This is a genomic window from Bullifex porci, from assembly GCF_009695635.1.
GTDB classification, from domain to species: domain Bacteria; phylum Spirochaetota; class Spirochaetia; order Sphaerochaetales; family Sphaerochaetaceae; genus Bullifex; species Bullifex porci.
The window spans coordinates 1-26,980 of the sequence record NZ_VUNN01000014.1 but is presented as its reverse complement, the minus strand read 5'-3'; the positions used below and the strand labels follow the sequence as shown (position 1 = coordinate 26,980).

27 protein-coding genes and 1 tRNA gene are annotated in these 26,980 nt (G+C 36.5%); 16 read left to right on the top strand and 12 right to left on the bottom strand.

Annotated elements, in window-relative coordinates; translation table 11 throughout:
- Positions 1-29: 29 nt before the first annotated feature.
- From FYJ80_RS07615 to FYJ80_RS07585, 7 genes are read left to right on the top strand one after another with little or no spacing between them, the layout of a single operon-like run.
- A complete protein-coding gene (locus FYJ80_RS07615; RefSeq protein WP_154425623.1) occupies positions 30-839 on the top strand; it encodes a phosphate ABC transporter substrate-binding protein in 810 nt (269 codons plus the stop codon).
- Positions 836-1,687, top strand: coding sequence for a phosphate ABC transporter permease subunit PstC (pstC, locus tag FYJ80_RS07610; protein ID WP_154425621.1), 852 nt, complete (start codon positions 836-838; stop codon positions 1,685-1,687). The genes FYJ80_RS07615 and pstC overlap by 4 nt, the downstream gene beginning before the upstream one ends.
- Positions 1,680-2,516: a phosphate ABC transporter permease PstA gene (gene pstA, locus FYJ80_RS07605; RefSeq protein WP_154425619.1), complete on the top strand. Its 837-nt coding sequence runs from the start codon at positions 1,680-1,682 to the stop codon at positions 2,514-2,516. Before pstC ends, pstA begins: the two co-directional genes overlap by 8 nt.
- Complete coding sequence (gene pstB, locus FYJ80_RS07600; protein ID WP_154425617.1) at positions 2,516-3,268, top strand: phosphate ABC transporter ATP-binding protein PstB; 753 nt, start codon at positions 2,516-2,518, stop codon at positions 3,266-3,268. The genes pstA and pstB overlap by 1 nt, the downstream gene beginning before the upstream one ends.
- A gap of 1 nt (position 3,269) precedes the next feature.
- On the top strand, positions 3,270-3,890 hold the full coding sequence (gene phoU / locus FYJ80_RS07595) for a phosphate signaling complex protein PhoU (RefSeq protein ID WP_154425615.1): 621 nt from the start codon (positions 3,270-3,272) through the stop codon (positions 3,888-3,890).
- A gap of 11 nt (positions 3,891-3,901) precedes the next feature.
- Positions 3,902-4,570 carry a response regulator transcription factor gene (locus tag FYJ80_RS07590; RefSeq protein WP_154425613.1) on the top strand — a complete coding sequence of 223 codons (669 nt, stop codon included), beginning with the start codon at positions 3,902-3,904 and terminating at the stop codon, positions 4,568-4,570.
- Positions 4,551-6,215 carry a sensor histidine kinase gene (locus FYJ80_RS07585; protein ID WP_154425611.1) on the top strand — a complete coding sequence of 555 codons (1,665 nt, stop codon included), beginning with the start codon at positions 4,551-4,553 and terminating at the stop codon, positions 6,213-6,215. The genes FYJ80_RS07590 and FYJ80_RS07585 overlap by 20 nt, the downstream gene beginning before the upstream one ends.
- Here FYJ80_RS07585 and FYJ80_RS07580 read toward each other — a convergent pair.
- From FYJ80_RS07580 to FYJ80_RS07570, 3 genes are all read right to left on the bottom strand, one after another.
- Complete coding sequence (locus tag FYJ80_RS07580) at positions 6,212-7,792, bottom strand: uridine kinase family protein (protein WP_154425609.1); 1,581 nt, start codon at positions 7,790-7,792, stop codon at positions 6,212-6,214. The genes FYJ80_RS07585 and FYJ80_RS07580 overlap by 4 nt on opposite strands.
- A gap of 21 nt (positions 7,793-7,813) precedes the next feature.
- Entirely contained in the window at positions 7,814-7,981 is a 168-nt protein-coding gene (locus tag FYJ80_RS07575) for a hypothetical protein (RefSeq protein ID WP_154425607.1), read from the bottom strand.
- A 99-nt stretch (positions 7,982-8,080) separates the two neighbouring features.
- Positions 8,081-8,974 (bottom strand): amidohydrolase family protein, encoded by an 894-nt coding sequence (locus FYJ80_RS07570; RefSeq protein WP_154425605.1) that lies wholly within the window; start codon positions 8,972-8,974, stop codon positions 8,081-8,083.
- Positions 8,975-9,111: 137 nt separating this feature from the next.
- Here FYJ80_RS07570 and FYJ80_RS07565 point away from each other — a divergent pair, with 137 nt between their 5' ends.
- Positions 9,112-10,455 (top strand): family 4 glycosyl hydrolase, encoded by a 1,344-nt coding sequence (locus FYJ80_RS07565; RefSeq protein WP_154425603.1) that lies wholly within the window; start codon positions 9,112-9,114, stop codon positions 10,453-10,455.
- 514 nt (positions 10,456-10,969) lie between these two features.
- Here FYJ80_RS07565 and FYJ80_RS07560 read toward each other — a convergent pair.
- The 4 genes from FYJ80_RS07560 to FYJ80_RS07545 form a co-directional block, all read right to left on the bottom strand.
- Positions 10,970-11,122: a hypothetical protein gene (locus FYJ80_RS07560; RefSeq protein WP_154425601.1), complete on the bottom strand. Its 153-nt coding sequence runs from the start codon at positions 11,120-11,122 to the stop codon at positions 10,970-10,972.
- A gap of 716 nt (positions 11,123-11,838) precedes the next feature.
- The gene (locus FYJ80_RS07555) at positions 11,839-12,057 is read right to left on the bottom strand and encodes a transposase (protein ID WP_407921433.1); all 219 of its coding nucleotides are present in this window, start codon (positions 12,055-12,057) and stop codon (positions 11,839-11,841) included.
- A gap of 127 nt (positions 12,058-12,184) precedes the next feature.
- Complete coding sequence (locus FYJ80_RS07550) at positions 12,185-12,589, bottom strand: transposase (protein WP_154425597.1); 405 nt, start codon at positions 12,587-12,589, stop codon at positions 12,185-12,187.
- Between the two features lie 39 nt (positions 12,590-12,628).
- Complete coding sequence (locus tag FYJ80_RS07545; protein WP_154425595.1) at positions 12,629-12,823, bottom strand: hypothetical protein; 195 nt, start codon at positions 12,821-12,823, stop codon at positions 12,629-12,631.
- Positions 12,824-13,503: 680 nt separating this feature from the next.
- On the opposite strand from FYJ80_RS07545, the gene FYJ80_RS07540 reads away from it, so the two are divergent.
- From FYJ80_RS07540 to FYJ80_RS07525, 4 genes are all read left to right on the top strand, one after another.
- On the top strand, positions 13,504-15,075 hold the full coding sequence (locus tag FYJ80_RS07540) for an aldehyde ferredoxin oxidoreductase N-terminal domain-containing protein (protein WP_206361023.1): 1,572 nt from the start codon (positions 13,504-13,506) through the stop codon (positions 15,073-15,075).
- A 62-nt stretch (positions 15,076-15,137) separates the two neighbouring features.
- Positions 15,138-16,070, top strand: a complete 933-nt coding sequence (locus FYJ80_RS07535) for an alpha/beta hydrolase (protein ID WP_154425591.1) — start codon at positions 15,138-15,140, stop codon at positions 16,068-16,070.
- Entirely contained in the window at positions 16,060-17,328 is a 1,269-nt protein-coding gene (locus tag FYJ80_RS07530) for a YhjD/YihY/BrkB family envelope integrity protein (RefSeq protein WP_206361022.1), read from the top strand. Before FYJ80_RS07535 ends, FYJ80_RS07530 begins: the two co-directional genes overlap by 11 nt.
- On the top strand, positions 17,328-17,783 hold the full coding sequence (locus FYJ80_RS07525) for a hypothetical protein (protein ID WP_154425587.1): 456 nt from the start codon (positions 17,328-17,330) through the stop codon (positions 17,781-17,783). The genes FYJ80_RS07530 and FYJ80_RS07525 overlap by 1 nt, the downstream gene beginning before the upstream one ends.
- On the opposite strand, the gene FYJ80_RS07520 is transcribed toward FYJ80_RS07525, so the two are convergent.
- Positions 17,775-18,992 carry a glycosyltransferase gene (locus FYJ80_RS07520; protein ID WP_154425585.1) on the bottom strand — a complete coding sequence of 406 codons (1,218 nt, stop codon included), beginning with the start codon at positions 18,990-18,992 and terminating at the stop codon, positions 17,775-17,777. The genes FYJ80_RS07525 and FYJ80_RS07520 overlap by 9 nt on opposite strands.
- Before the next feature lie 85 nt (positions 18,993-19,077).
- On the opposite strand from FYJ80_RS07520, the gene FYJ80_RS07515 reads away from it, so the two are divergent.
- Entirely contained in the window at positions 19,078-20,262 is a 1,185-nt protein-coding gene (locus tag FYJ80_RS07515; protein ID WP_154425584.1) for an MFS transporter, read from the top strand.
- Between the two features lie 10 nt (positions 20,263-20,272).
- Here the strand turns inward: FYJ80_RS07515 and FYJ80_RS07510 are convergent.
- A tRNA-Ile gene (locus FYJ80_RS07510) sits at positions 20,273-20,345 on the bottom strand.
- Between the two features lie 83 nt (positions 20,346-20,428).
- Here FYJ80_RS07510 and FYJ80_RS07505 point away from each other — a divergent pair.
- Complete coding sequence (locus FYJ80_RS07505) at positions 20,429-21,598, top strand: BamA/TamA family outer membrane protein (RefSeq protein WP_154425583.1); 1,170 nt, start codon at positions 20,429-20,431, stop codon at positions 21,596-21,598.
- A 65-nt stretch (positions 21,599-21,663) separates the two neighbouring features.
- On the opposite strand, the gene FYJ80_RS07500 is transcribed toward FYJ80_RS07505, so the two are convergent.
- Positions 21,664-22,548, bottom strand: a complete 885-nt coding sequence (locus FYJ80_RS07500; RefSeq protein WP_154425582.1) for an Rpn family recombination-promoting nuclease/putative transposase — start codon at positions 22,546-22,548, stop codon at positions 21,664-21,666.
- Positions 22,549-22,761: 213 nt separating this feature from the next.
- Positions 22,762-23,373: a septal ring lytic transglycosylase RlpA family protein gene (locus FYJ80_RS07495; RefSeq protein ID WP_154425581.1), complete on the bottom strand. Its 612-nt coding sequence runs from the start codon at positions 23,371-23,373 to the stop codon at positions 22,762-22,764.
- 85 nt (positions 23,374-23,458) lie between these two features.
- On the opposite strand from FYJ80_RS07495, the gene lysS reads away from it, so the two are divergent.
- Together lysS and FYJ80_RS07485 are read left to right on the top strand one after the other, a co-directional pair.
- Positions 23,459-25,030: a lysine--tRNA ligase gene (lysS, locus tag FYJ80_RS07490; RefSeq protein ID WP_154425580.1), complete on the top strand. Its 1,572-nt coding sequence runs from the start codon at positions 23,459-23,461 to the stop codon at positions 25,028-25,030.
- Between the two features lie 3 nt (positions 25,031-25,033).
- Positions 25,034-25,597 (top strand): flavodoxin family protein, encoded by a 564-nt coding sequence (locus FYJ80_RS07485; protein WP_154425579.1) that lies wholly within the window; start codon positions 25,034-25,036, stop codon positions 25,595-25,597.
- Positions 25,598-25,655: 58 nt separating this feature from the next.
- Here the strand turns inward: FYJ80_RS07485 and FYJ80_RS07480 are convergent.
- Positions 25,656-26,980: transposase (locus FYJ80_RS07480; protein WP_206361021.1), on the bottom strand; the 1,325-nt coding region annotated here is incomplete at its 5' end.

Here is a 26,980-nt window from a genome sequence, read left to right as displayed (position 1 = left end):
TATTCTTCGAACACATGGAGGATATAAAAATGAAAAAACTTATTATATCTATTTTAATCGTAACATTAGCACTCACAAGTGTATTTGCTTCTGGTGCAGCTGAAGCTGCAGGTAGTGTTTCTACAGATGGTTCAACATCAATGGAAAAGGTAATTGGCTCATTAGGCGAAGCTTTTATGAGCAATAATCAGGGTGTAAATTTCACATATAACCCAACAGGATCTTCTTCTGGTATTCAGGCTGTAAGTGAAGGAAGATGCGATATCGGTCTTTCTTCAAGAGCATTAAAGGATAGCGAGATTGCAAGCGGCTTAAAGGGCACAGTTCTTGCAATCGATGGTATTGCAATTGTTGTAAACCCAAGTAATAACATTTCAGATCTTTCTTTAAGTGACTTATCTGATATCTTCACAGGTAAGATTACTAACTGGAAGGAGTTAGGTGGTGCTGATAGCCAGATCGTAGTAATCGGTCGTGAAGCTGGATCTGGTACTAGAGATGGTTTTGAGTCTATCACAGGTACAAGTGATAAGTGTGTATATCGTCAGGAATTAACAAGTACTGGTGATGTAATTGCAACAGTTGCATCAAATGAAAATGCAATTGGATATGCATCTCTCTCTTCTGTAAAGTCTAATGTTAAGGCTGTAAGCGTAGATGGCGTTGCACCTAGCGAATACACAATTAAGGATGGTAGCTACAAGGTTCAGCGTCCTTTTGTAATGGTTACAGTAGAGAATAAGGCTTTAAGTGCAACAGCACAGAAGTTCTTCGATTGGTCTCTTAGCAGTGAAGCTGCCCCAATTATCTCAAAGGCAGGTGCAATACCACTAGTATGAAAGAAAGAGCTATAGGCATAATCTTCACTCTCTTAGGATTGGTCTCAGTTCTCTTCGTACTTCTAATCACTGTCTATCTCATCGTATCAGGTGTACCTGCTATCGGTGAGATAGGTTTTATTAACTTTATGTTTGGTAAAGTTTGGAGAAGTACAGGGTCTGATCCTCAGTTTGGAATATTACCCTTTATCTTAACTACTATTTGGGGAACAATAGGCTCCCTGATAATAGGTCTTCCAATTGGGTTCTTTTCAGCTGTATACCTTGCCAAAATGGCTCCTAAAAGGATTAGAGATATATTTGTTGTAATTATCGGTGTTATTTCAGGTGTCCCATCTGTTGTATATGGTTTAGTTGGTATGTTAGTACTAGTTCCATTTGTTAGAACTGTTTTTAATCTACCAGATGGTGCTTCTCTCTTTGCTTCAATAATAGTACTTGCTGTCATGATTCTTCCAACTGTAATTAAGGTTTCCTTAACAAGCCTTGAGGCTGTTCCAAAGGATTATGAGGAAGCATCCTTAGCCTTAGGAGCTACTAAAATTGAGACCTATTTTAGAGTCAGTGTACCAGCTGCAAGAAGTGGTATTTTAACTTCAGTAGTATTAGGTATAGGTCGTGCAATCGGTGAAGCTATGGCAGTTATGATGGTAGCTGGTAACGTTGCTAATATGCCTTCAATATTCAAGAGTGTTAGATATTTAACTACTGCTGTTGCTATTGAAATGTCCTATTCATCGGGCTTACAGCGACAAGCACTCTTCTCAATTGCTCTAGTACTATTCTGCTTTATCATGATCATCAATGGTATTCTGATGGTTCTTAGAAGGGAGAATAAAGATGCGTAAAAAACCTTTTGATATCTACATGAAGATTTTTTGTTACATCAGTATTATATTAGTTGGTTTACTATCTTTTTCTTTGGTTTGTTATGTTTTAGTTAAAGGTGCCAAGAACATTTCTTGGCAGCTCTTAAGCACATCTCCATCATATCTTGAGGAGAGAATTGGAATCCTTCCTGATATTGTTAATACAATTTATCTTGTAATCACAACATTAATAGTTGTTCTTCCATTGGGAGTAGGTGCTGCTATTTACTTAAATGAGTATGCAACAAATAGAAAGCTTACCTCCCTTATCGACTTTGCATCAGAAACTCTTGCTGGTATCCCTTCAATTATCTATGGTCTTGCAGGTATGTTAATATTCTGTCAGTTCTTAAGATTAAAAACCTCCCTTTTATCTGGTAGCTTAACCTTAGTTATGATGACACTTCCAACTGTTATCAGAACTACTCAAGAGAGCTTAAAGACAGTTCCAAATAGCTATAGAGAGGGTGCCTTCGCACTGGGAGCTGGAAAGTGGAGAGTAGTTAGAACTGTAGTACTTCCTTCCTCCATACAGGGTATATTAACTGGTTGTATCCTCTCTATCGGAAGAATTTTAGGTGAAAGTGCTGCCCTTCTATTTACTATGGGCTTTGCACACACATTAAATAATTACTTCACAGCACTTGGCTCATCGGGCGCTACCTTAACTGTAGCACTTTACGTTTATGCAAAGGAGCAGGGTGAGTTTGGAGTTGCCTTTGCAATTGCCGCTATACTACTAATTCTAACAATCTTGATTAATCTTATTACATTTTTCTTAGAGCGTCACTTTGAGAGGAGAAACTAATGAATATTATTGAAAGTAAAAATCTTGATCTATTTTACTCATCCCATCAAGCATTAAAGAATATTAATCTATCATTTCCAGAGAATAGTGTTTCTGCGCTTATCGGTCCTTCAGGATGTGGAAAGAGTACCTTTTTAAAGACACTTAATCGTATGAATGATTTAATTGATGGTGTAAAGGTAACAGGTCAGATTTTATATAATGGTAAGGATATATATGCCTCTGATGTTGATGTAAATGAGCTTAGAAAGGATGTTGGTATGGTATTCCAGAAGCCTAATCCTTTTATGATGAGTATTTACGATAACATTGCTTATGGCCCTAGAACTCATGGTATTAAAAATAAGGCTGTCCTAGATGAGCTAGTTGAATCATCACTTAAGGGAGCTGCCCTTTGGGATGAGGTAAAGGACCGCTTAAAGAAGAGTGCCTTAGGTTTATCTGGTGGTCAGCAGCAAAGATTGTGTATTGCTCGTGCTCTTGCAGTAAAGCCAAAGGTATTGTTAATGGATGAACCAACTAGTGCCCTCGATCCTATCTCCACCTCAAAGATTGAAGAGCTAGTTGTTACCTTAAAGGATAAGTATACGATTGTAATCGTTACTCATAATATGCAGCAGGCATTAAGAATTAGTGATTTAACAGCTTTCTTCTTGCTTGGTAATTTAATTGAGGTTGGAAAGACTGAAGAGCTGTTTTCATCTCCAAAGGAGAAGAAGACTGAAGATTATATAACAGGGAGATTTGGTTGATATGAGAAGTACTTATTTAAAGCAACTTAACTCTCTTGAGAAAGAGTTAATTGTGATGGGCTCCCTTTGTGAAGCTATTATTACAAAGTGTGTTGCATCTATTGGTGTTAAGGATTTTGATTTAGCTGAGGTTAGAACTCTTGAGGATGAGATAAACCAAAAGGAAAGAGAGCTCGAGAACCTTTGTATTAGAATATTACTTTTACAGCAGCCTGTAGCAGGTGATTTAAAGTATATCTCTGCATCGTTAAAAATGGTTACAGATTTAGAAAGAATCGGGGATAATGCTGCAGATATAGCAGAGACAGCTATGTACATTAATAAAAGAGATGATGAGGGTCTACACCTAATTGAAAAGATGGGTGATGGTGTAATCTTTATGGTACGTTCTGCTCTTGATGCCTTTGTTCGTCGTGATAAGGCGCTTGCTAAAGAAATGATCGAATATGATAATATAATCGATGATTTTTTCTTAAAGATTAAGAAGAAGGTTATTTCTTCTATTGATAAGGAAGAGGTCGATGGCGAAAGCATCACAGATTTAATGATGTGTGCTAAATATCTAGAGAGAATAGGTGACCATGCAGTAAATGTAGCTAAATGGGCTATCTATGCTGGATAAAGGAGAATTGCATGATTATTGTTGTTGAAGATGATGATAGTATTCGTTCATTAGAGCTATACACCTTAAAGAGTGTTGGCTTTGAGGCTATTGGCTGCGCAGACGCATCTTCCTTATTTAAGGAGCTTGAAACAAAGCGTCCTGAGCTCATTATTTTAGATATAATGCTTCCTGATAAGGATGGAGTTACTATCTTAAAAGAGCTAAGAAAGAATATGAACGTACCTATCATTATGGCAACAGCTAAGGGTAGTGAGTTTGATAAGGTAGAGAGCTTAGATCTTGGTGCAGATGACTACTTAGTTAAGCCATTTGGTATGATGGAGATGGTTTCTAGAATTAAAGCGGTACTTCGAAGAGCAGGAAATATTAGTGATAGTAAGGTAAAGCTCTGTGGTATCGAAATTGATACTTCCCAGCATGAGGTTAAGGTTGATGGCCAAAGTGTAGTCTTAACACTTAAGGAGTATGAGCTACTACTATTTTTGATGCGCAGTCCTGAGATAGTATTTTCTCGTGATGATTTACTTGTAAAAATTTGGGGATTATCATCCTTAAGTGAGACTAGAACTGTCGATGCACATATTAAAACTCTAAGACAAAAGATTGGTGCAAAGGGTCTTTTAATAGAGACCGTTAGAGGGGTAGGTTATAAGTTCCATGAACAAAACGATATTTAGAGCAATTTTAGTAACTGCTGTTTTTATAATGCTCTTTTCCTTAGTTGCTGTTCTCTTAGCTGTTAATTTAAGCTTTGAGATGTCTGAGGAGGAGAGACTTAGAGCTGAAACTAAGGTTTTAGGAAATGCAGTTGAGGATGGAGGTCTTGATTACCTTGAAAGCTTAGATGTCCAGGATTATAGAATTACTTGGATATCTAATAATGGAACAGTCCTCTTTGATAATGCTGTAAATGTATCTTCCTTAGAGGACCATAGTGATAGAGAGGAAATTAAAATGGCCTCCCTATATGGCTATGGCTCTAGCAGAAGATATTCATCAACACTTGCAGCTAGTACAATTTATGCAGCTAGTAGATTAGCTGATAGCTCAATAATTAGAGTATCTGCTACTAGAAGCTCTATATTAATGCAGCTTTTATCATTAATACCTTGGATGGTATTAGTATTTATTGTAGCTGTAATTATAGCTATTATTGTTTCAAAGAAGCTCTCTAGTAAGATTATTCAGCCTTTAAATTGCTTAAACCTTGATGAGCCACTAAAGAATGATACCTATGATGAGCTTTCCCCACTTTTAGTTAAAATTGATGCTCAGCAAAAGGAGATTAAATCAAAAATTGCAGAGCTAACTAAGAGAAAGAGAGAGTTTGAAGGTATCACAGATAATATGAGTGAGGCGCTAGTTTTACTCAATAGCGATGATAATATCGTCTCTATGAATAAGGCTGCGATGAGACTCTTTTCTATAGATAAAAGTGGGTATGGTAAGGATATTTTAACACTTGAACGTGATATTTCCTTTGTCGAAGCTTTAAAGAGAAGCCATGAGGGTATTAAGGTTGAAACCTTATATTCAAAGAATGGCTTTGAGTACTCATTAGTTATCTCACCGATTTGTGAACATGATAGAGCAATTGGCTTTTGCTTACTATTTTTAGATATCACAGAGAAGGCACATGCAGAGGAGCTGAGAAGAGAGTTTAGCGCTAATGTTTCTCATGAGCTAAAGACACCTTTACAAACTATTTTAGCTTCCTCAGAGCTACTCTCTGCTGGAGTTGTTAAGAGTGAGGATGTAAAGGATTTTATTACAAAGATTCATAGTGAAGCCTCTAGATTAGTATCTTTAATCGATGATTGTATTAGTATCTCTGAGCTTGATGAAGGAAGTACTATGCAGTTCGATAAGATAAATGCTTATTCATTAATTGATGATGTAGTAAATGCACTTCAGAGTGCAGCTGATAATAAAAAGATATCTATTAATACTAGCTGTAATGATATTAAGCTTAACTGTGTACCTCATCTATTTTATGAAATTGTTTACAACCTTGTTGATAACGCAATTAGGTATAATAAGGTAGGTGGTACTATAGAGATATCTCTTAAGAGAGGTCCTAGTGCCTTTGAGCTAAGAGTAAAGGATAGTGGAATAGGAATTCCTAAGGATAGCTTAGACCGTATCTTTGAGCGCTTCTATCGTGTTGATAAGAGTCATTCAAGGGCAAGCGGTGGAACTGGCTTAGGCCTTTCGATCGTAAAGCATGCAGTTTTATACCATGGTGGAAAGCTATTCGTTGAAAGTACTCTTGGAAAGGGTAGTACTATTGGAGCAGATTTCCCTCTATCTATGGCCGATTAAATCGCGCCATAGATAGAACCACCAATAAACTCTCGGATCACAGAGTCAGATGGGATTTTCTCAGCTTGAATTGGATAGCATAGCTCTAGGAACTTTAATATCCTTCTTGCTGTAGTGTATGCATATCCCTTATCTGGCTTTATACTTCTTAATAGTGGGATAGCATATGGAGTAAGCGCTGCAATTTCATATGCTAGATTTGAGTTAATCATGCTATCAGCATTATTTTGATATACAAATATGTGGTTCTTTTCACCACGCTCTACACTTGGCCACATTGTAAGTGTCTCAGCTGGATCAATTCCACGAGTCCTACTATCTCTAACAACTCTTCTAATAATTCTATTATCTGTAGTACTTATTCTATTGTGCTCATCTATACAAATACTAGTTAAGCAGCTGATATAGATTTTATACATTAAAGCTCTATCGAGAGAAGGAACTAATTTAGGATTAAGTGCGTGTATACCCTCAATAATTAATATTGAGTTTTCCTTAAGATGTGTTGCTTCCGCTCTTTCTCCTCTTTTATCGCTCTTAAAGTCATAGTAAGGTAGATGAACCTCCTTACCCTCTAGAAGTGATGTTATATTATCTTGTATTAAAGGAAGATTTAGAGCCTCTAATACCTCGTAATCATAGTCTCCATTTTCATCTCTTGGAATTAAGTTTCTTGGTAGGTAGTAATCATCAAGTGAGATCTTAACTGGTTCATAACCAATTATTTCAAGCTCTCTAAATAGCTTGAGTGAGCTTGTTGTCTTTCCTGATGAGGATGGGCCTGCTATAAATATTGCTTTTACGCTTCCTCTTTGCTTTATCTCCTCACTAATGAGAGATATTTGTCTATTCATCATAGCCTCAGATAGTGTGATAATCCTTTCTATATTACCCTCTGCTATCTCCTTGTTGAGCTCTCCTAAGGAGCTTGTGTGCAAGATTTTCATATTCTCTCTACTCTTTGAAAAAACCTTATAGAGTAGTGGGTTATCAACAAACTCTCGTATGTTATTTATATCTCTAGTTTGAGGATATCTAAGTAGCATACCACTTCCATACCTTCTTAGCTCCCAAAGAGTAAGTAAAGATGTGTGAGTCACTACTGGCTCATAGGCTATAAAGGAAAAGCCGTCGATAGTAGTTATTTTTACTGTGCTATCGTTTCTAGATTTTAATAGTGAGAGTGAAAGCTCATATTGAGGCTTTGAAAAGAGTCTTAAGGCCTCAAGATAGGAGACATATTTAGTTTCAATTTTAATATCACTATTAACTGTCTCTACCATCTTTTGCTTTAGTCTTTCAACATCATCCTCTGTTACCTCATGGTCTGTAAAGGTAAAATAGAAGCCATCTCCTAGGCTATGACCTATTTCAAGGTGTCTATTTGGATATAGAGCTGCAGCAGCATATGAAAGTAGTAAACATATTGAGTGACGATAAACTCTTTTCCCAAGTGGTGAAAATAGCTTTACCTCTTGGATATCTGCTTCGTGTAATATTTGGTAGTCAGAGCTCTTTAATTCTCCATCTACTAGCTGGGCTACAACTGGGTTTTCACTATAAATGCTTTTATTCATAGTGTTAATTATAACACAGCCTTAGTAATCTTCATCTCTCTTTTTCTTTTTCATCCAGGAGCTACTCTTCTCTAGTAGCATTTCACTGTCCTCACGACCGAGTCTATTATACCAGGCTGTGTATCTTTTTTCGTTTTTAATTTCACGACCCTTATTCTTTTCCTTTAGGTCCTCTTCACCATTTGCCATAGCATTATTATCGTTAAAATACGATAAAGAATTCAACTAGTTCTGCTTTTACATTTTTTTCATCGAGACTGCAAAGAGGCTGAAGCCTACTTAATAAAATCAGAAGTAGACTTTTTCTGCTGTTTTATGAAAATACCACTCTTCTTCTTTATCAGTGAAAATTCCCTTTGAGTAATCAAGCTGCTTAGAAAGAGGAACCTGGACTAGAGTGCTAGGCATATCGCTTCCCCACATCAAGTGCTCTGCTCCTACAATGTTTTTAGCATACATAAGATACCTTCTTGCTGTTTCAAAAGGATATTCCTCTACTCTTGTTTTCCAAAATAGTGCTGCAGTATCGAAGAAGATATTGTCTCTTTGCAGCATCTCAAGTTCCTTCTTGATGTTTTCGTCTTGGTTCCTTCTTGGAGAAGAGAGATGGCATACTACGATATTCATTGATGGGAAATCTTGAGATATTTTCTTTATAGCAACCACCTGATGACTTTCGTCTCCAGGAGAACCTAAGTCAAAGGCTACTGTTCTAACTTTAGAGTAGAGTCTTTTATAGATGGAGTACATCAGCTCATTATCTAATTGAAATGTTGGATGTATACCCATTAAGCCACAGCCTGTAGATACTTCGAATTTAAAGGCATCGATGTCTTGAGATAATAGATAGTTAAGTATTTTATCTAAATTTCTGCAGAATGGATCTACCGTTAAGGCTCCTCTTAATCTATCCTTATTGCTCTTTACTGCTTCAATAACACCATAGTTGTCGAAGCCTAGAAAGCCTCCCTGCAATAGGACTGCTTTATCAATAAAATGGCTATCCATTACAGAAAAGAGGGAAGAGAGTGTAAACTCTGTCTTTTCATATTCTTTAGGAAGCAATTGAATAACTTCCCCAGTACTCCAAATGGCTTTCCCTTTATTTAAGGGCTTTAATTCTCCATCAGCTCCAAAGCCTGAGAGTGTGGAAAAAATATGTGCATGAGCATCAATAATCATAGCTTGAGAATAAAATCATAGCTTGTTTGGAGCAAGAACTATTTTTATCTAGTGCAAAAAATGATACAAATTATCAAGATTACACTTCTTTCTGTGCTCAATAAACTGCACTAAAATTGTATAAAGGAGGATGCCATATGAAAGAAACACGAATATGTATTATTGGAGGAGGAAGTAGGCTTTGGGCAATACAGTTCTTCAAGGACTTGGCTTATAACAAAATGACCAATGGAACTGTAGTCTTATATGATATAGACCACAAGGCAGCAATGAACAACGTTGTTGTCGGAGAACAGACCTTTCGTGTCAACGATAGTGTAGGTAGATTTAAATTTATTGCTGAAGATAACCTTGAAAAAGCTCTTGAAGGTGTAGATTTAGTAATTATATCTATCGAGCCAGGTAACATTGAGTGCAGAAAGGGAGATCTTCTACTTCCTGAGGAATATGGAATATTGGAGAGTGTTGGAGATACTACAGGCCCAGGAGGAATAATGAGAGCGCGCAGAGCACTGCCATTCTTCTTTGAGTTTGCTAGAACAATAAAGAAGGTTTGTCCTAATGCTTGGGTAATAAACTATACAAACCCTATGACTCTCTGTACTGCAGCTTTGTATAAAGCTTTCCCAGGGATCAAGGCTTTGGGCTGTTGCCATGAGGTATTCCATACTGAGACCTTCATTGCTGAAAAGGTTTCAGAGTGGTTTGATGTTCCTGTTCCAGACAGAAGAGAGATTAAAGTAGATATTACAGGTGTAAACCATTTCACTTGGGTTACAGGTGCTTCATGGCGTGGTATTGATCTTATGCCAAGACTTAAAGCCCTAAGTGAGGATCCAAATACATATAAGGATCTTACGGAAGTTGCAAAAAAGAGAGTTGAGGAAGAGAAGTGGTTTGATTGTGACCACATTGTTGCTCTTTCCCTTTTAAGAGATTTTGGTGCTCTTGGTGCCGCTGGTGACAGACACTTAGCTGAATTTGTGCCGTTCTATCTTAATTCTGATGAAGATTTCTGGCGCTATGGAGTAGTAAGAACTCCTTATAAATGGAGAGTTGAGGAGGATAAGAGAAAGAAGGCTAAGGTTTACAATGATGAGGAGCTAAAGGCTAAGCTTTCAGATGAAGAGGGTGTAGATATTTTGAGATCACTTATGGGAGACAGAACTCTGTATACCAATATTAACGTTCCTAATGAAGGTCAGATTACATACCTTCCAAAGGGAAGAATCGTTGAATCTAATGGTTTTATTAGTGAGAACTCAATTCGTCCTATAATATCAAAGGAGCCTCCTTTGGCTGTTCAGAATATGGTAAGACGAGTATCTGATATCCAGGATATGACTCTTGAAGCTATTTGGAACAATGATGAGAAGTTGCTCTTCTCAGCATTCCTCTCAGATCCTTTGGTAAATCTTAATAGAGATAAAGCAAAAGAGCTATTTGATAAAATGCTTGTTGCTTCTCAATATAAGCAATGAAAGATATGGCAGTTGGATAAAACCAGCTGCCTTAAAGCTCATACCAAATTAAATTGTAAATATAACATAATATTTACGCTTTATAAAATTCACCCCATAAGATTGTTGGCTTAAAGAGAACTTTTTCTTGAATCTATGAGATAGGACAAGGTTTTCGTCATGCAATACGTCGAATGAAAAGGTAAATGCAACTATAAATCAAATAACTAAAGCATTTTTTTATAAAAAAATAAGCAAATTAGTTGTATAATAAAGCGATTTGATAAAACTTCAAAAGAAAAGAGCGTGACAAAGCGCAGGCAAGAAGAATTTAAAATTTTTGAGTCAATAATTTTCTTTGATCAAATATTGTTCCTGTGATTATGGTAAAAGTTTTACCACAGTCCTTACATCAATATCGTATAAGTCCTGCTGCTGTTTTACCATATCTTATGATATTGGTGCTGTTGCACAGTCTACATGTACTAGGGGTAAATGAATTAAGAAGACCTGTATTATGGATAAAAAGAAAATATTAATATGGCTCCTTAAGACTTGGGTTGATAGTTAAGATAGCTAGCTGAACAGGACGGTTTAAGCTCTTAAACTCCTCACTTTGAATAAATCTTTGAAGTACTAATCTTGCATCTCTTCTTCTTTCCCAAGTTAATTTAATAAAAACCTCCAAATCTTAATGATAATGAGGTGTGGCTATAAATAATTATCAAATCATTGATTCAACAATGGGGTTTATTTATCTCAGCAAGTATTGCTTGGAATTACTACCTTGGAAAAGTGTAAAAATAATCGCCACTAGTACCTGCAAGAATTAGTAGCGATATATTACTATCAATATTCTTGGAGCGAACACCGTCTATCGACAGGCCACTTCCTACTTATATAATACTCTTTCGAATCTCATTGCATCAACAATTTTATTGGTTGCAAATTAAATTCTTACCTAACTAAAGTGATAATAGAAATTTTATCTTTTGTGTTTAATTTTAAAATAATTCTATTGACCTTTTTCAATGTAATAATATTTCATTGAAAGTGTGGCCTGTCTTGAAACGGTAGGCGGTTGTTCGCTCCATGTCGCTCTTACGGCGTGGAGGTCTTTCCTCCATAGACTTTATCTAGAGGAGGTGACTGATATGTCAGATTATGAAACTTTTAGTTTAGTAATAATGATTATCGGTTTAGTAATTTCAGCAATTACGCTTGGAATTACTATTGGAAAAAAAGACAAAAATAATCGCCACTAGTACCTGCAAGAATTAGTAGCGATATATTACTATCAATATTCTTGGAGCGAACACCGTCTATCGACAGGTCACTTCCTATTTGTATAATAACTTCTCCAAGCTTCATGAGTCAATAATCTATTTTATTTATAAAAATGGCTCAATCACATTTTTTGTGGGATTTAGGGTTTCTGACATATTCTCTTCTGCTTTCATCCATAATCTTTAAAAAGAAGTAATCGTTATCCCTGTAGCCATAGGCTTTTCTTCTTACGGTCTTTATTAGGTTGTTTGTTCCTTCAACCTTTCCAGAAGAGATCTTGTAGGTCCCATGGGCTATTTTTATCAAGAAGATTTGAAAACCATATGAAGTGCTTATTACCTGAATCGTTGCAGATGTCTATTATTTCTGTTATTTCCTTCGCCATTTTACACTCGTCGTCTAAAGTGTAGGAGTGGGAGAGCTTCTCCTTCACCATATCTGAAAGAAACAGCAGTTTATTCTCCTAAAGCGATGCACCATAAAGCTCCTCGTTGCCACCTCTAGTCTCCTTTTGCTTTCCTCCATCAAATATCTTAGTCTCAATATTAGCTTTCCTGTCTTCCTTAGCCTTATCATCCTTCTTCCTAAGGGTCTGTCTGTTTGATGTGAGAATGTATTTGGTATTTTTGAGCATCTTTGCTTCCTCTATTCTCCCTTCTGAATAGAGGCGCCTCTGTTCGTCCTTTCTTACTTCGGCAACAACCTTATCGTTAAAGTTCTTCCTTATTACCTGTATATGGGGACAACAGTCCTTGAAAACCTCTTGATAGTCGCTATTCATGTCACAAGCAACAGCTTCTTCACCGTCCATCCATTCCTCTCCAACGAATTTGATGAAGTCATAAAGCGCTTTTTTTCTTCTTGCCATAGGCAAGCCACAGTACGTGCCCCGTCTCTAAATCAATTATTATCGGCCCCTGTGCAGCAGGAATTCATCTACGCCAAGGTATTTCGCCTGTCTATCAGGTTTCTTAAGATGCTTACCGGCAGCAGTATACTTCTTTAGAAATCGCTCCGTGTCTATGTCCTTAACGGTGTTCTTGCCAAGCCCTGTAAGCTCGGAGACAATTTTGTTAGTAAGCCCCAGTTCAAGTAGGTCCATTGCACAAGAATGAAGAGTGCTAGTAATTCTGTGATCTCCTGCATACAAGTGAAATTGCATTTTGAAAAGATACAACGATGCTTCTCAAACCTCACCGCAGAAAGCGTCCTGCCAAAAGGAATGTAACCAAGGCTTATGTTGTATGTGTCATGTATATGCATCCTTACACCACATTTAGGACAGATTCTATCTTCTTCTAGTTCCTGCAATGTGCCATCTATGAGAAAAATACTTCTATCTGTGACTGTTGTTGCTTTTAGCGTCTTTGTGTTAATAAACCCTTTTAAAACCTGAAGGGATTGTGATAGTGTTCTCCATTCTGAATTTGTTTGTGGTTATTTAAACTTTAAGAGAATTTCCCTACTTTTTCAATTTTTAGCTATCTATTTTATTTTTCAAGCTATTTGTTAATCCCACAAGAAAAGTGATTGACCCTATTTTTTCCTGACATATAATCCTACTAATACTTATATGACGCAGGAACCTTGGTTAAATTATCTCATTCATATTGGTTATTTTGTATATATAAATGCAATAGCTAACGTTTTTACTCTTTGAACAAGTTAATGCAATATCTTTATAATTATTGAGTTGCATTTATGTTTTCAATTAACATCGTCACGCAATATTATAAAGGTGTTCTGTTGACTATCTTTTTTTTCTTATTTATGCTTTTTAACATGGATAAGAGCGTCATCATTGCCGATTTATGTGAAGGAAAGACTATGGCTTTAACAGTTGAAAGCCAGAGAGAGGGTCTTGAATTTGCTCTAGAGCTACAAAGTGGTGATGATATTGTTTTTTTACCTCTTGTAAATAGCTTTTCAAATAGTGGATATTTAATTGTATTTCGCTCCCTTTATGATAAAAAGCTTACATATTTAAGGGGTAACACTGCTCTATTTTCTCTTCTTCCTATCTTAGGTCACTCTGCACTAGTGATAAGAGGTGGAGCAAGAAAGCTTTCATATTTAACAATAAGAAAAGATGGTATAGAGCTGTTAAGCTGCGAGAATTTACGCTCAAATAGTCCATTCCATACCTTCGAGATACTATCTAAGGGTGATGATGGTATTCTTGCTATTGGAGAAGCTGGAGAGAAGTGTGTATACTCTGCTGCTCTTTTCTCAAGTGATAACAATGAGTATTTTTCATCAAGCATAGGTGCTATCTTTGGTTCAAAGAATTTAAAGAGTATTGTTATTGAGTCCGCACAGGAAAAAATAGAGGCTAATGCAAAAATAAAAAAGAAGATAGCACGCTCTTCTATTGTTAAGAAGCTTAAGAGAGAGGGCTCTACTATGCTAATTGACCAAGCCTATGATAATGGGTGGATTAACAATGATTACTTTTCAGCAACTAAGGACCCTCGCTCACTCCATTTAGATGGCTTTTGTCAAAGTAGAATAATTGCTGCTACAAGTGATGCCTGTAAAAGCTGTTTGATCTCATGTAGACGTAAGGGCTTAAAGGGTACTACATGCCCAGGCTTTAGAGAAGCAATGGCTTTAGGCTCTGCTTTAGGCTTCTACTCATATGAGAAGATTATGAGATTTACAGAAGCCTGCGTTATGTATGGTCTATCTCCAAATGAATGTGGGCTTATCCTAGCATCGTTAAAAAGGTGTGATAGCCTACCATTTACATATCCACAGCTAAGAAATGCTAATGAGGATGAAATTATTAGAGTTATCTTATTAATTGGTCAAAAGAAGGGTATTGGAGAAAGTGTATCAAAGCTCTTTGATAGAGAGTATTTAATTTCATCGCATCCACAATTAATTGACCTAAGAGGAGCTGGTATTGAAGCTATCTTTGAGCTATATGGAGAGGGTGATAATGCTTATCCTGATTTGCTTTTAGGCTTAACTAAGAAATACTCAGCCTTTAATCTTGGATATATAGCTTGCTATTTAAGAGCTTACCACCATGCATTTATGCTTCTTGGAGTTCCTCATGTATATCCAATTCCTCTAATTTATGAAAAGCTTTTTAAATATGCTCCTGATAAATTATTTATTTTAAAATATAAGCTTAACCACATTTCCTTTATGGGAAAAAAGAGTAATGAGCTTCTTAAGATGGGGCTATCCTCAATGCTTTACTTTGATGAAAAGAGAGGTGGTGAGGGTAAAATTGATAAGCTTTTTACAGATGAGGTTAGAGATGATGGCTCATTACTTAATCTTACACGTCTTAAGCTTGGATATGAAAAGGCTCTTAATGAGATAAAATCCTTTTTTCATTGTTAACTTTTATATATTTTTATATTATATATTATACAAACATTATATCTATTTTTTTGGAGAGACTGATGGAAGAACGTTATTTAACGCTTAGAGATGACCACAGATTGTTTTATCGTATATGGCGCCCAGAAATTGAACCTATTGCTACCCTCCATATTCTCCATGGTATGGCTGAGCATTCTCTTAGATATAATGATTTTGCTCTTTATCTAAATTCACTTGGCTTTGTAGTTTATGCTCAGGACCATAGAGGTCATGGTTTTACTAAGGAAGAAAATGAACAGGGCTGGTTTGCGGACCAAAATGGTTGGCAGGCTGTTTGTAAGGATTCCTATGAGCTAGATAAAATTATATTAAGCGAGTATGACCAGCTTCCACACTATATGATGGGTCATAGCATGGGCTCCTTTATGGCTCGTAGTGTTATTACAATGTATCCATCACAATTTGATGGTCTTATCATTATGGGTTCAGGTTGCTCTAAGGGGTTAACTGGTAAGGTTGGTAAGGCCTTGGCTCTAAATATGGCAAAGAAGCTAGGTCCAAGGCTCCCTAATAACAAATTAGATAAGCTAAGCTTCGGCTCCTTTAATTCAAAGTTTAAACCTGCAAGAACTCCATTTGATTGGCTCAGTAGAGATGAAAAGGAGGTCGATAAATATATTAAGGACCCACTTTGTGGCTTTGTATGCTCCTCCGTATTTTATTCAGATTTAATTGATGGTGTTGAGATGGCTAACAATAGAGTCTTAATGAAGAATATCCCTTCATCTCTTCCGATCTTGATTATCTCAGGAGATGCTGATCCAGTTGGAGATTATGGAAGAGGTGTAAACAAATTTGCTTCAATCTATAAGGATGTAGGCATTAAGGACTTAACAGTTAAGCTTATTCCAGATGGTAGGCATGAGATATTAAATGAGCTAAATAAGAAAGAAACCTATGAATACATTGGCTCTTGGCTATTAGATAGGATTAATGCAATTAATGGAAAATGAGGAAGTAAAGCTATCAATTAAGGAGCGATTTTTATCGTGGTCACAGGATATTGGATATCTACTAGTGCGTTCTGCTGAGAATCTATTTAATGATAATGTAGATATCCTTGCTTCAGGCTTAGTTTATTCTACTCTAGTTGCCTTTGTACCTTGCTTTACATTTATCTTTGCAGTAGTACAGCTATTTGGGGTCCTGCAGCCTCTAATAAATATTATTTTAGAGTTTTTATACCAAGCACTAGGAAGTGAAATTAGTGAGCAGATAGTATCTGCACTTGCAAAGTTTACTTCTAATGGTATGGGACTTGGTGCTTTAGGTCTTGTTTCATTTATTTTTACAGCTATCCTGCTCGTAAATAAGGTATATATGGTAATAAACCATATGTTTAGAGCAACTCCAAGAAATGGAACTATTAAGAGGTTTTCAACCTTTTTAACCTTCATTTTCCTTTCTGTAATTATCTTAGCTGTTGTGCTAACTATTAATACTAAGGCAACTAACTACATCTCCTCCTTTATTGAGAAGACAGATTCCCCAAGTGGCCTTAGTAGAGTACTATCAACAATTATTTCATATGTTGTAATTGTAGCCTTTTTATTTTCGATGTTTTATTTTGTTCCAAATGCAAAGGTTAGGAGTAAATCAGCACTATTTGGCGCATCTATTGGTGCCATAATGCTTTCATTTATTACAGCAGGTTTTAAATATATTGTTACACTTTCAGTAAACTACTCTGTATTATATGGTTCTCTTTCTGCTGTCTTCTTCCTGCTTTTATACCTCTATCTTTGTTGGTATGCGATTTTAATAGCAGCAGAGTTTACATATGTTTATCAATTTAGACCAGATAGAACACATCTTAATGGTATAGGAGAAAGTCCTTCTGAGCAGATTCAAAATAGCTTGAATCTTATTATGATAGTTTCCTCCTCCTATAGAAATGGAGAAGGGCCTGTTAGCCAAAAGACCTTAGTAAGAAAGCTTTTGTTAAATCCTAAGGAGCTATCGAGTATTTTATCTATTTTTATTAGTAATGGTTTTATTTTAGAGATCGCTAGAGGTAAGAAGGGTAGTATTTGCTATGTACCTGCAAAGCCTCTAGACCAAATATTAGTTAAAGATGTTGTTAAGGCGATCTATGCACTTGACGACGAGAGTGTTGAGACTGTAGGTGAGGCTGTTAGCCAACAGCTATTAAAGAAGGGTTGTGATTCCTTTGAAAATCTTACAATAGATAATTTATTAGAGAGGGTATAATGCTTTTAGATATTCATAAGGCACCAGCGCTATCGAGAGAGGATTTTTCCTCTGTCCCTGATACTAGTGCTCTTCCAGCTAAGAAATTTAAGTGTGGTGATGTTTTTGTAAATTACTATAAAAATGTGAAGACAGCTTCGGGTGAGGATTATGTTTTAATTGCATACTCCTTAGTTGCTTTCTTTGATAATAAACCAAAGGTAGCTGTTTCTATTGAAAAGCAGGATCTTAGAGCCTTAAGTGGGATGCTTGGACTTAGCTTAAGAGAGCTTCAGAAGGAGAATAATACTAGAGGCTTATATGGAAGCGCAGAGGTTGTAATGTATGGTGATGGACAAAGAGAGGAGTTTGGCCCATTAGGAGTTGAGGAAAAGGATGAATATTTACTTCCTTTCCTATTTGATCTTTTGCTAGATTCAATTGATTATATTGAAGAGGTAATAAGCTTAGACTAATGGCATACGGTCGAAGAAGGCATGATAAATATACTTTATTATGCCTCTTTTTTTTGGGTTATTAAGAGCTATAGCATTTTCATATATCTTTAATACCTTATCTGCAAATGTATCTGAGCTAAAGGAGGCTAGAGCAAATTCTTTAGCATTCTTGCTCATCTCTTTTGCTATTTCAGGATTAGATAAAAAGAATGTTAAATGCTCTTTAAATTCCGCTTCATTATTAAAGGACCATCCTGTTTTATTCTCAAGTAATACATTGTCTAAGCACTCATCCTTTTTACAAAGAAGTGGGAGTCCGCTTGATAGTGCTTCAATGTATGTTAAGCCCTGAGTTTCACTTTGGCTTGCAGATACAAATAGTGAGCCTAGACGATAGTAAAGAGCGATATCATCTTGGCTAACCATTCCTGTGAAAATTGTTTTATCATTAAGTCCAGTAGCTGCAATTTGCAATTCAATAGTTTTTCTATCAGGGCCATCACCTACGATAAGGAATTGAAACTCCTTATCTTTATAGTCTGAGAGGTAGTTTATTACCTCAAGTAGATTCTTTTCCTTTCCTAAGCGTCCAACAAATATTAGGGTAGGTACATCCCTTTTAAGACTGTGCTTTTCTCTAAGTCTTTCAATTAAATCCTCAGAATAGACAGCATTATACTTAGTTAAATCTAAGCCCGTTGGGATAACTGTTATCTTTGTGCTTATTCCATACCCTAAGAGTTGCTGCTTAGTCTTTTCTGTTGGTGCAATAATCTCCTGCATATATGAGGTAACATGCTTAATATAGCTCTTTACAAGAGGGGTTCCCATCTTTTTACTAAGAGCTAAATAATGGACATAATCCTCATAATCTGTATGGTAGGTATGAACCATAGGGGCACCAGTTTTTCTAGAGATGTCCTTTGCTAATGTATATGTCGAGAACTCTGTATTTGTGTGAATGATATCAGGCTTCCACTCAATTAGATCCTGGATATTCTTTCTCATTACAGGGTGCTTAATTCTGATATCTGGATAGATTTTATCTACACTTAAAGAGCCAATATAAATTACATTATCCTTAACATGTGTAGAGACGGAATCTGAGAGAGTAAGAACCTTAACATCATGACCCTTTCTTTCAAGGGCCTCCTTAAGGTTTTTTACAGATGTAATTACTCCATTAACTGCAGGGTAATATTTATCAACTGCTAATAATACTCTCATAGGTACAATTATTGACTTTGAATGATAAAAATTCAAGGTATCTCTTATTGTTTCTTTCTAATCTAATATATATCATTTAGAAAATATGGACGCTAGAAGCAAAAAATTACAATATTGGTCGCTAAATATCGCATCCTTTTTAGGACAATGTGCTATTTCAATGGTTAACTTAGCACTCGTTTATTATCTTAGATATACTCTTAATGCTCCTGCAAGAATGATTGCATTTGCAGCTAGTATATATACAAGTGTATATCTTATTGCCTGCTTATCGTTAAGTAAGGTCTATCAGCACTTTGCTCCAAGAAAGATGGTTGCTCTTTCGATGGTTATGATGGCAATTCCAGTAGTACTTATTACTAAAACTCAATCTATAGGTCTTATTGCCTTTTACTTAGTACTCTATGGTCTTGCAATGAGTATGCTTTGGCCTCAGATGGAGGCTTGGATTACAAGAGGTAGCGAGGGAAAGGAACTAAATAAATTAACTAGCTCCTTTAACTTTTCATGGAGCTTCGGAACTGGCCTAAGCCCATACATTGCATCCTTACTTGTAACTAAGACACCTGCTTATGGTCTTTTAGGTGGTGCAATTATTTTTATTGCTATCTTTATTCTAATTAATCTTATTTCTTTAAATCGTGATATTAGAGCAATAAAGCCTGAGAGTGAGGTAATTGCTCATACAGATATTAGTGAGGACCATAGCACACCACTTAGATATGACTCCTATATAGCAGTATTTTTAGTATATAGTGCTCTTTCTGTTGTGTTAAATATCTTCCCAATTTATACAAAGGAGGTTCTAGCTATAGGTGAGAGTACTAATGGATTTTTACTTCTCTTAAGGGGTATTGCAACCTGCTTTGCTTTTATCTATTTTGGTAAGACCTCTTGGTGGCAATTTAAGTTTAAGTACATTTTAGGTGCTGAGGTTTTATTTATCTTTATTATCACAATATTTGCGAAGCAAACCTCTGTTATTTCTCTTGCAATATTTATGATTTTATTTGGCCTGATATTCTCTCTCTGCTACAACTTCTCAATATTCCATGCGGCCTCAGGTGCAATTGATAAGGGTAAGAGAATGATGATACATGAGTGTGTGCTTACTGTAGGACAGGTAATTGGAGTCTCAATTGCAGGTGGAATATATGATAAGCTTGGTTGGACTAATGTATTATTTGTAATTGCTTCAATTGGTGTTGTATTTGTTATTTGTCAATTCGGAGTTAACTTATTAAGAAAAAAGAAAAGCACCTTAAAATAAGGTGCTTTTTTGGGCCCAGGTGGATTTGAACCACCGACCGACGGGTTATGAGTCCGCAGCTCTAACCACTGAGCTATAGGCCCGTGCTAAATAATATAGCAATCATTAATTATATTTTCAAGTAGGATATTTAGATGATAATATTACAATTTATGGAGGATTTTTCATGTATAAAAAACTTCTTTTGATTCTTCTAGTCATGGTACTAGCAATTTCTTCAGTATTTGCAGTTCCATTTAAATTTGTGTTTGGAGACCTAGGACAGCATCCTGAAATCCTAATGGGCTTTATTCCAACATATATATTAGCTGGTGCGGGCTACAGAGGTATTGAATTAATAGAGGATGATGTAACAGAGCTTCAAGCACTATTAGGCTTTGGTTACAACCAGAGAAAGGTTTGGCAAGATAAGGATAGTGGTGAAGTAAAGCTCGTAGACCCTATTGTATATGATGTTTTAGAGACAGACTTGATTTTACGCTTTGTCCAGGGCTTTGGGGAGAGCACTGTAGCAGGTAAGGATTTAATTACTTTAACAGCTGGATATGAGGGTAAGCTTGAAGTTAACCTCGATAGTATGGTTAAGGGACAGGTTAGAAAGAATAATACTTATTCTACTATTTCTTCCCTAAATGATTACCTTGGAGGAGAGAACTACTCAGGTGATATTTATCCAGACCTTAGAGGAAACCATACAATGCTAGCTAATGCATTAGCATTCCAAGCTAAGTTTGACATTATGGATGATAAGATGACTACTACAGATGGCTTTGTTGCAAAGTTTGATGCTAAGTGGGCTCCTCATGCTTTAAACCATGCACTCTCTGGTGATGCTGATTACTACTCATTAACTCTTAATGCAGTTGGTGCTAAGACACTCTTTGAGGTAGAAAGTAAAAATGGTAAGGACCTATTTACTATTACATTAGTTGATAGAGCTAATGTGAACTGGACAGATGGCTCCTTAGTCCCAGTATTTGCTCAAGGCCCAGTTTCTCTTGGTAGAAAGGTAAGAGGCTTTAATACTTGGACCTATAATACTCAGTTTACAGCAGTAAATAACTTCGATATCAGATTTGCAGGTCCAAATCTTGGTGTTAAGGGTATATTCCCAAGAGCAAATGTATTCTTTGATATTGGTTATGGCTGTGGAAATTACTTTAATACAAATTATTCAGCATCTAACTTCCTAATGAGTACTGGTGTTCAATTAACTATCTCATTCTTTGATTTTATCGATCTTGGATATCAGGTTGCATACCTATTTAATGGTAACAAGCTAAGTGAAGGTGATAGTAAAATCGTAGGAAGCTTTACTTTCTTCCTTGATTTCTGATTAAAGTATTAGGGACTGTTTCAATACAGTCCCTATTTTAGCATTTTTAAATACTTTGAAATCTCTTACTTAGCAAAGTAAGCCTTCATATCCTTTTCAAACTTTTCAGCAGTAATATTAAGCTTGCTAGCTGCAGTTTCCTTTGTAATTATTCCATCACGAGTTAATTCATATAGAGTTTCACGCTTTCCTTCACGTTTTCCTTCTCGCTTTCCCTCACGCTTACCATCATTCTTTATATCTTCAATTGCCTTACACATGTTATATCCTCCATCATTTGGAATATCTACCTTCATTATCGTTTCTAATAACTTAGCTGTTCTATAATCAAGGTCCTTAAAGGCCTCTTCACTATTAATATAACTTAAAAGCGCCTTTTTATCTCCTTGGTTTTTAATAATATTTAATACTAGCTTTAATGGCTTACTTATTTTATTTATCTTTTCTCCCTTTAGCTCATGTGGATCTAAGACATAATACCCTGCGTTTACTAAAGGATAGCCAAAGACCTTTATTGCCTCCTTTGATAATAGCTTTCTTAAATCAGTTGCATTACTCCATTTCCTATCTAGCATATTAAATACTATGATATATACTGGCTTTAGCTTCTCACCCTCCTTAATAGTAGCTATTTGATTATCATAGATTAATAGTGATGCAATGCCTGCTCTTATTACCATATGCTTATCACTATATGCTTGTGACTCAAGACCAATGATTGCATATACATTTTCATCACTCTCCTTTACTGTTGAATCATAAAGATTATCTACTAATACCTCTAAGGATTTATTCTTAGTAAACACTGTAGAATTAACAGGGTCTATTTCTCTTAAGTCTTCAGCTTTTATTCTTTCTTCTCCATTAAATAGAGATAGATTAACAAACTCTGAAAAGATCTTAGGGTCAGAGAAAAAATTCTTTGCTGCGCGATCTTTTTCCTTTGCCATCACATCCTCCTTTTTTTAGCTTCTATTAATAATCTTGAAAAAGGATTAAAAAAACGTAATAAAAAAGAGGTAAAAACATGGGAATCTAAGCTATTAGATTTTCTATTTCTTTAAAATAAAACAAATTAAAAATTTTTTAATATTTTTTTAGAAGGTACAAAAAATCCTTCCTGGAAAACCAAGAAGGATAGAGAATTAACTATTTAAGGACTATTAATTATATGGGTTTGCTTCACCCTTTACTAAAGGCTCTGTAATTCCAATTTCATCAAGTGTTTTCATTACACTCTCAAGTCTATAGGATTGAACATATTTAACACTAATTCTAATTAGACCATCTGATACAATTTCAACTGAAGGCTTTAAGCCTGCCTCCTTAATTGAGTTATATACTGCATATGCATTTTTTGTGTTTGTGTATGAACCAATTTGTAATGTATACCAGCCTGTCTCATTTCCATTTAGATACTTTGTTTCAGGCTTCTCTGGCTCACTGATTACTTCTATATCGACCTGTGCAACACCGATATCATATATACCAAGCTCCTTAGCAGCTTTTGGTGTTAAATCGATATCGCGTCCTTCGATATATGGACCACGGTCATTGATTCTTACTTGGACACTTTTATCGCCATAGCTAACCTTAACAATAGAACCAAAGGTTAGTGTTTTATGTGCTGCACTTAGTGCATTATTATCAAATATTTCTCCATTAGCTGTTAGCGCATTTTTCTTATCTGCAGTATACCAGGAGGCTATTGCAGGAGTTGAAAAGAGGTTTGCTGTAATTAGTAATAATAAAATCAAAAATAAAAGCTTCTTCATGACCTTAATATATCCCAGCTTGGTTAAATTTTAAAGTCTTTTCAGCAGTGGTAATTAATTAGCATTTATGTAATAATGACAAGCTATGAGTGAAATACAAAACCATTGGGCAGATATATATGCCGATAAGATTATTCGTGAAAAGGGTGATAAAGAAATCTATACCTGCGCTAGCGGTATTACACCTTCTGGAACTGTACATATTGGTAACTTCAGAGAGATTATCTCTGTAGAATTAGTTGTTAGAGCCTTAAGAGCTAAGGGTAAGAATGTAAGATTTATCTATTCTTGGGATGATTATGATGTATTTAGAAAGGTCCCTAAGAATATGCCTCAGCCAGAGCTATTAGAGACTTACCTTAGAAAGCCTATTACATTAGTTCCTGATACAACAGGTAGAGCAGATAACTATGCAAGAGGAAATGAGCTTGATGTAGAAAAGATCCTTCCTTCTGTTGGTGTTGAGCCAGAGTACCTCTACCAGGCAGAGCGCTATCGCTCTAGCATGTATGCAGAGGGCATGAGACAGGCTCTTGAGCATAGAGCTGAGATTAAGGCTATTTTAGATGAGTTCAGAACTGAGCCTCTTCCAGATACCTGGTGGCCTATTTCTGTATTTAGCTCCTTTACAGATAAGGATACTACTACTATCCTTGGTTGGGATGGTGAGTGGGGTATTACATATCGTGATGATTCAACAGGTCAAGAGGAGACTATAGACTTAAGAACTACTCCTTATGCTAAGCTCCCATGGCGTATTGACTGGCCAATGAGATGGGCTCGTGAGGGTGTAGATTTTGAGCCTGCTGGTAAGGACCACCATTCAGAGGGCGGTTCCTTCGATACCTCAAAGAAGATCGTACAGCTATTTGGAGGAACAGCACCAGTTTCCTTCCAGTATGACTTTATTTCAATTAAGGGTCGTGGCGGTAAGATTAGCTCTTCATCAGGTGAGGTTATCTCACTATATGATGTTCTTGAGGTATATACTCCTGAAATTTGTCGTTACCTCTTTGTATCAACAAGACCTAACACAGAGTTCGCTATTTCATTTGACTTAGATGTATTAAAGATCTATGAGGACTATGATACCTGTGAAAGAATTTACTTTGGTCTTATGGATGTAAATGAGAAGAGAAAGGCAAAGGAAAAGAGAATCTATGAGCTTTCTCAGGTTAAGGATATTCCTACAGAGCCTTCTTACCAGATTCCATTTAGACACCTTTGTAACCTTCTTCAGATCCATGGTGGTAATAAGGAAGCTGTACTTGCTTCATTAAAGGATATTAAGCCAAGTCAGGTTGATAGATTAAATAAGAGAATGGAGTGTGCTTGGGCTTGGATCACAACCTTTGCACCAGAGGAATTCAGATGGTCACTATCATCAGAGACAACTCCTCTTGTTGAGGTAAGTGATAATGAAAGAGCAGCTCTCAAGGCTTTAAAGGGCTTTGTAGAAGAAAAGCTCGATGAGCTATCAGAAAAAGAGTTCTCTAATTATCTCTATGAAGCAGCTAGTGCAGGTAACCTCGAGAGTGGAGCTTTCTTCTCTCTTGTTTATAGAGTACTTATTTCTAAGGAAAGAGGTCCTAAGCTTGCAGGCTTTATTAAGATTTGTGGAAAGGATAAGATTCTTCCTATTCTTTCAAGGTATTAAAATATGAATGTTTTATTATTAAATGGTTCTCCTAATGCTAAGGGCTGTACATATACAGCTCTTAAGGAGGTTAAGGATACTTTAGAGCAAGAGGGCATTGAAGCTCAGATTGTAAACATTGCAATTGAAAACTTTACTAAGGAGGATGTTGAAAGAGTCGCTGAGTTATGTGTTAATGCAGATGGCTTGGTAATTGGTTCTCCAGTATGGTATGCATCCTCATGCGGGCTGTCAAATTACTTTTTAGATCTATTATTCTCAAGAATAGGCTCTAAAATGCGTCTTAAGTTTGGTGCCTCTGTAGTTTCCTGTAGAAGAGGTGGAGCTTCCTCTACCTTTGACCAGCTTAATAAGTATTTTACTATCTCTCAAATGCCAATTGTTTCCTCAAATTATTGGAACCAGGTTCATGGAAATACTCCTGATGAGGTAAAAAAGGATTTAGAGGGCCTTCAAACTATGAGAATACTTGCTCGTAATATGGCTTATTTAATTAAGGCAGTTAAGAGCTCAAATGTAGCTTTACCAGATAGTGAAGCTAAAATAAAAACTAATTTTATTAGATAACTTTTAGGGGGCTGTTAAAAAACTCAAGGTTTTAAGCGCCCCTATTCACTAATTATATTTATAGCCCTTTCTGGCCTGCTTTAGGCTGAAGGGGTTTCTTTTTGGCAATCCTGTTAGCAAGTCTTTTTGCAGATGGCTTCTTGAATACCTGTGGTACCGTACCCTCTGGAGCAGTCCAGACTTTGGGAGCCGCCACATTTCTCATGTATTTTCTAATGTTCATCCCAAGTGCCGTGAGCATAAGTTCAGTAGCCACTCTTTCCAGCCCTGTTCTCCTGAACCTGTCATAGGAGAAGTCCTGTTTCATAATCCCGAAACAGCCTTCCACCTGGCAGCTTCTGTTTACCCTCATTTCTATGCCTTCCACAGAGAGAAGAATATCACGGGCTTGTTGCTTGTATCGGATAAAATCCCTGTTCACTTCGAAAATCTTGAAGTCTGCTACCTTTTCCGTCATGAACTGTCTGCAGTAAGGCATGAAGTCACATCCAGTGCATCCGTTAACACGATAGAATACAGATCCAGCCTTTTTCGGGTGCCTGTCAGGAATGCTTACTTCCTGGCCTTTTCGATTTCCAAGGCATGTAATCGTATCATCATCATTGAGTTCGTAAACAGCAGGACGTCGCCCCGTACTTTCACCTTCCCAGCTCATGTATTTGATGAATGCGGTTATTCCGTTATCGTCACAGAACCTGTAGTTGTCAAGACAGCCGTACCCGGCATCCGCACATACCCTCGATGGATAAAAACCATGCATTTTCCTGAATCGCTCAAGCGTTGGAATGAAGCAGTAAGTATCGGAACGGTCTTGAGTTACCGCATATGAGCAGATGTAGCCGCAGCATACTGCGGACTGTACCTGATATGCTGCGTGCATATTGCTCCCAAGCCCACTGTAATAGTCCCTCTTGAGGCACATTGCCGTTGCATCATGATCAGTCTTGTAATAGGAGTTCCTGTTCGGCCCGCATATTCGCTCATTTTCCTCATATTCACAGGCTTTCATCAGATATGCCTCCAGGTTTTCAGCCATTTTTACTAGCCTGTTGGTTTCATCCGCATCATTTAAAGACATAATCCTGTCATGAAGTTCCCTTAGTCTGTTAGCAAGATAAACTGACGTGATAAGTCCTCCAGGATTATCATCGGCTTCACTCAGTCCTGCAATTCGTATCAGGTTACGCGCCTTCTCTCCAAGCCTCTTATGGAATGTAATGGGCTTCCATACGAATTTAAACTTATTGGCATCAGCCTCAATCTTGGTACCGTCTATGAAACAGTCATCCATTAAAAGTGACTGCTCTTTCATTATCTTGGAAGTCACAGTTGCGAATATAAGGTCAGCATCAGGTTTTATCACAGTATTTATGAAATTACAGA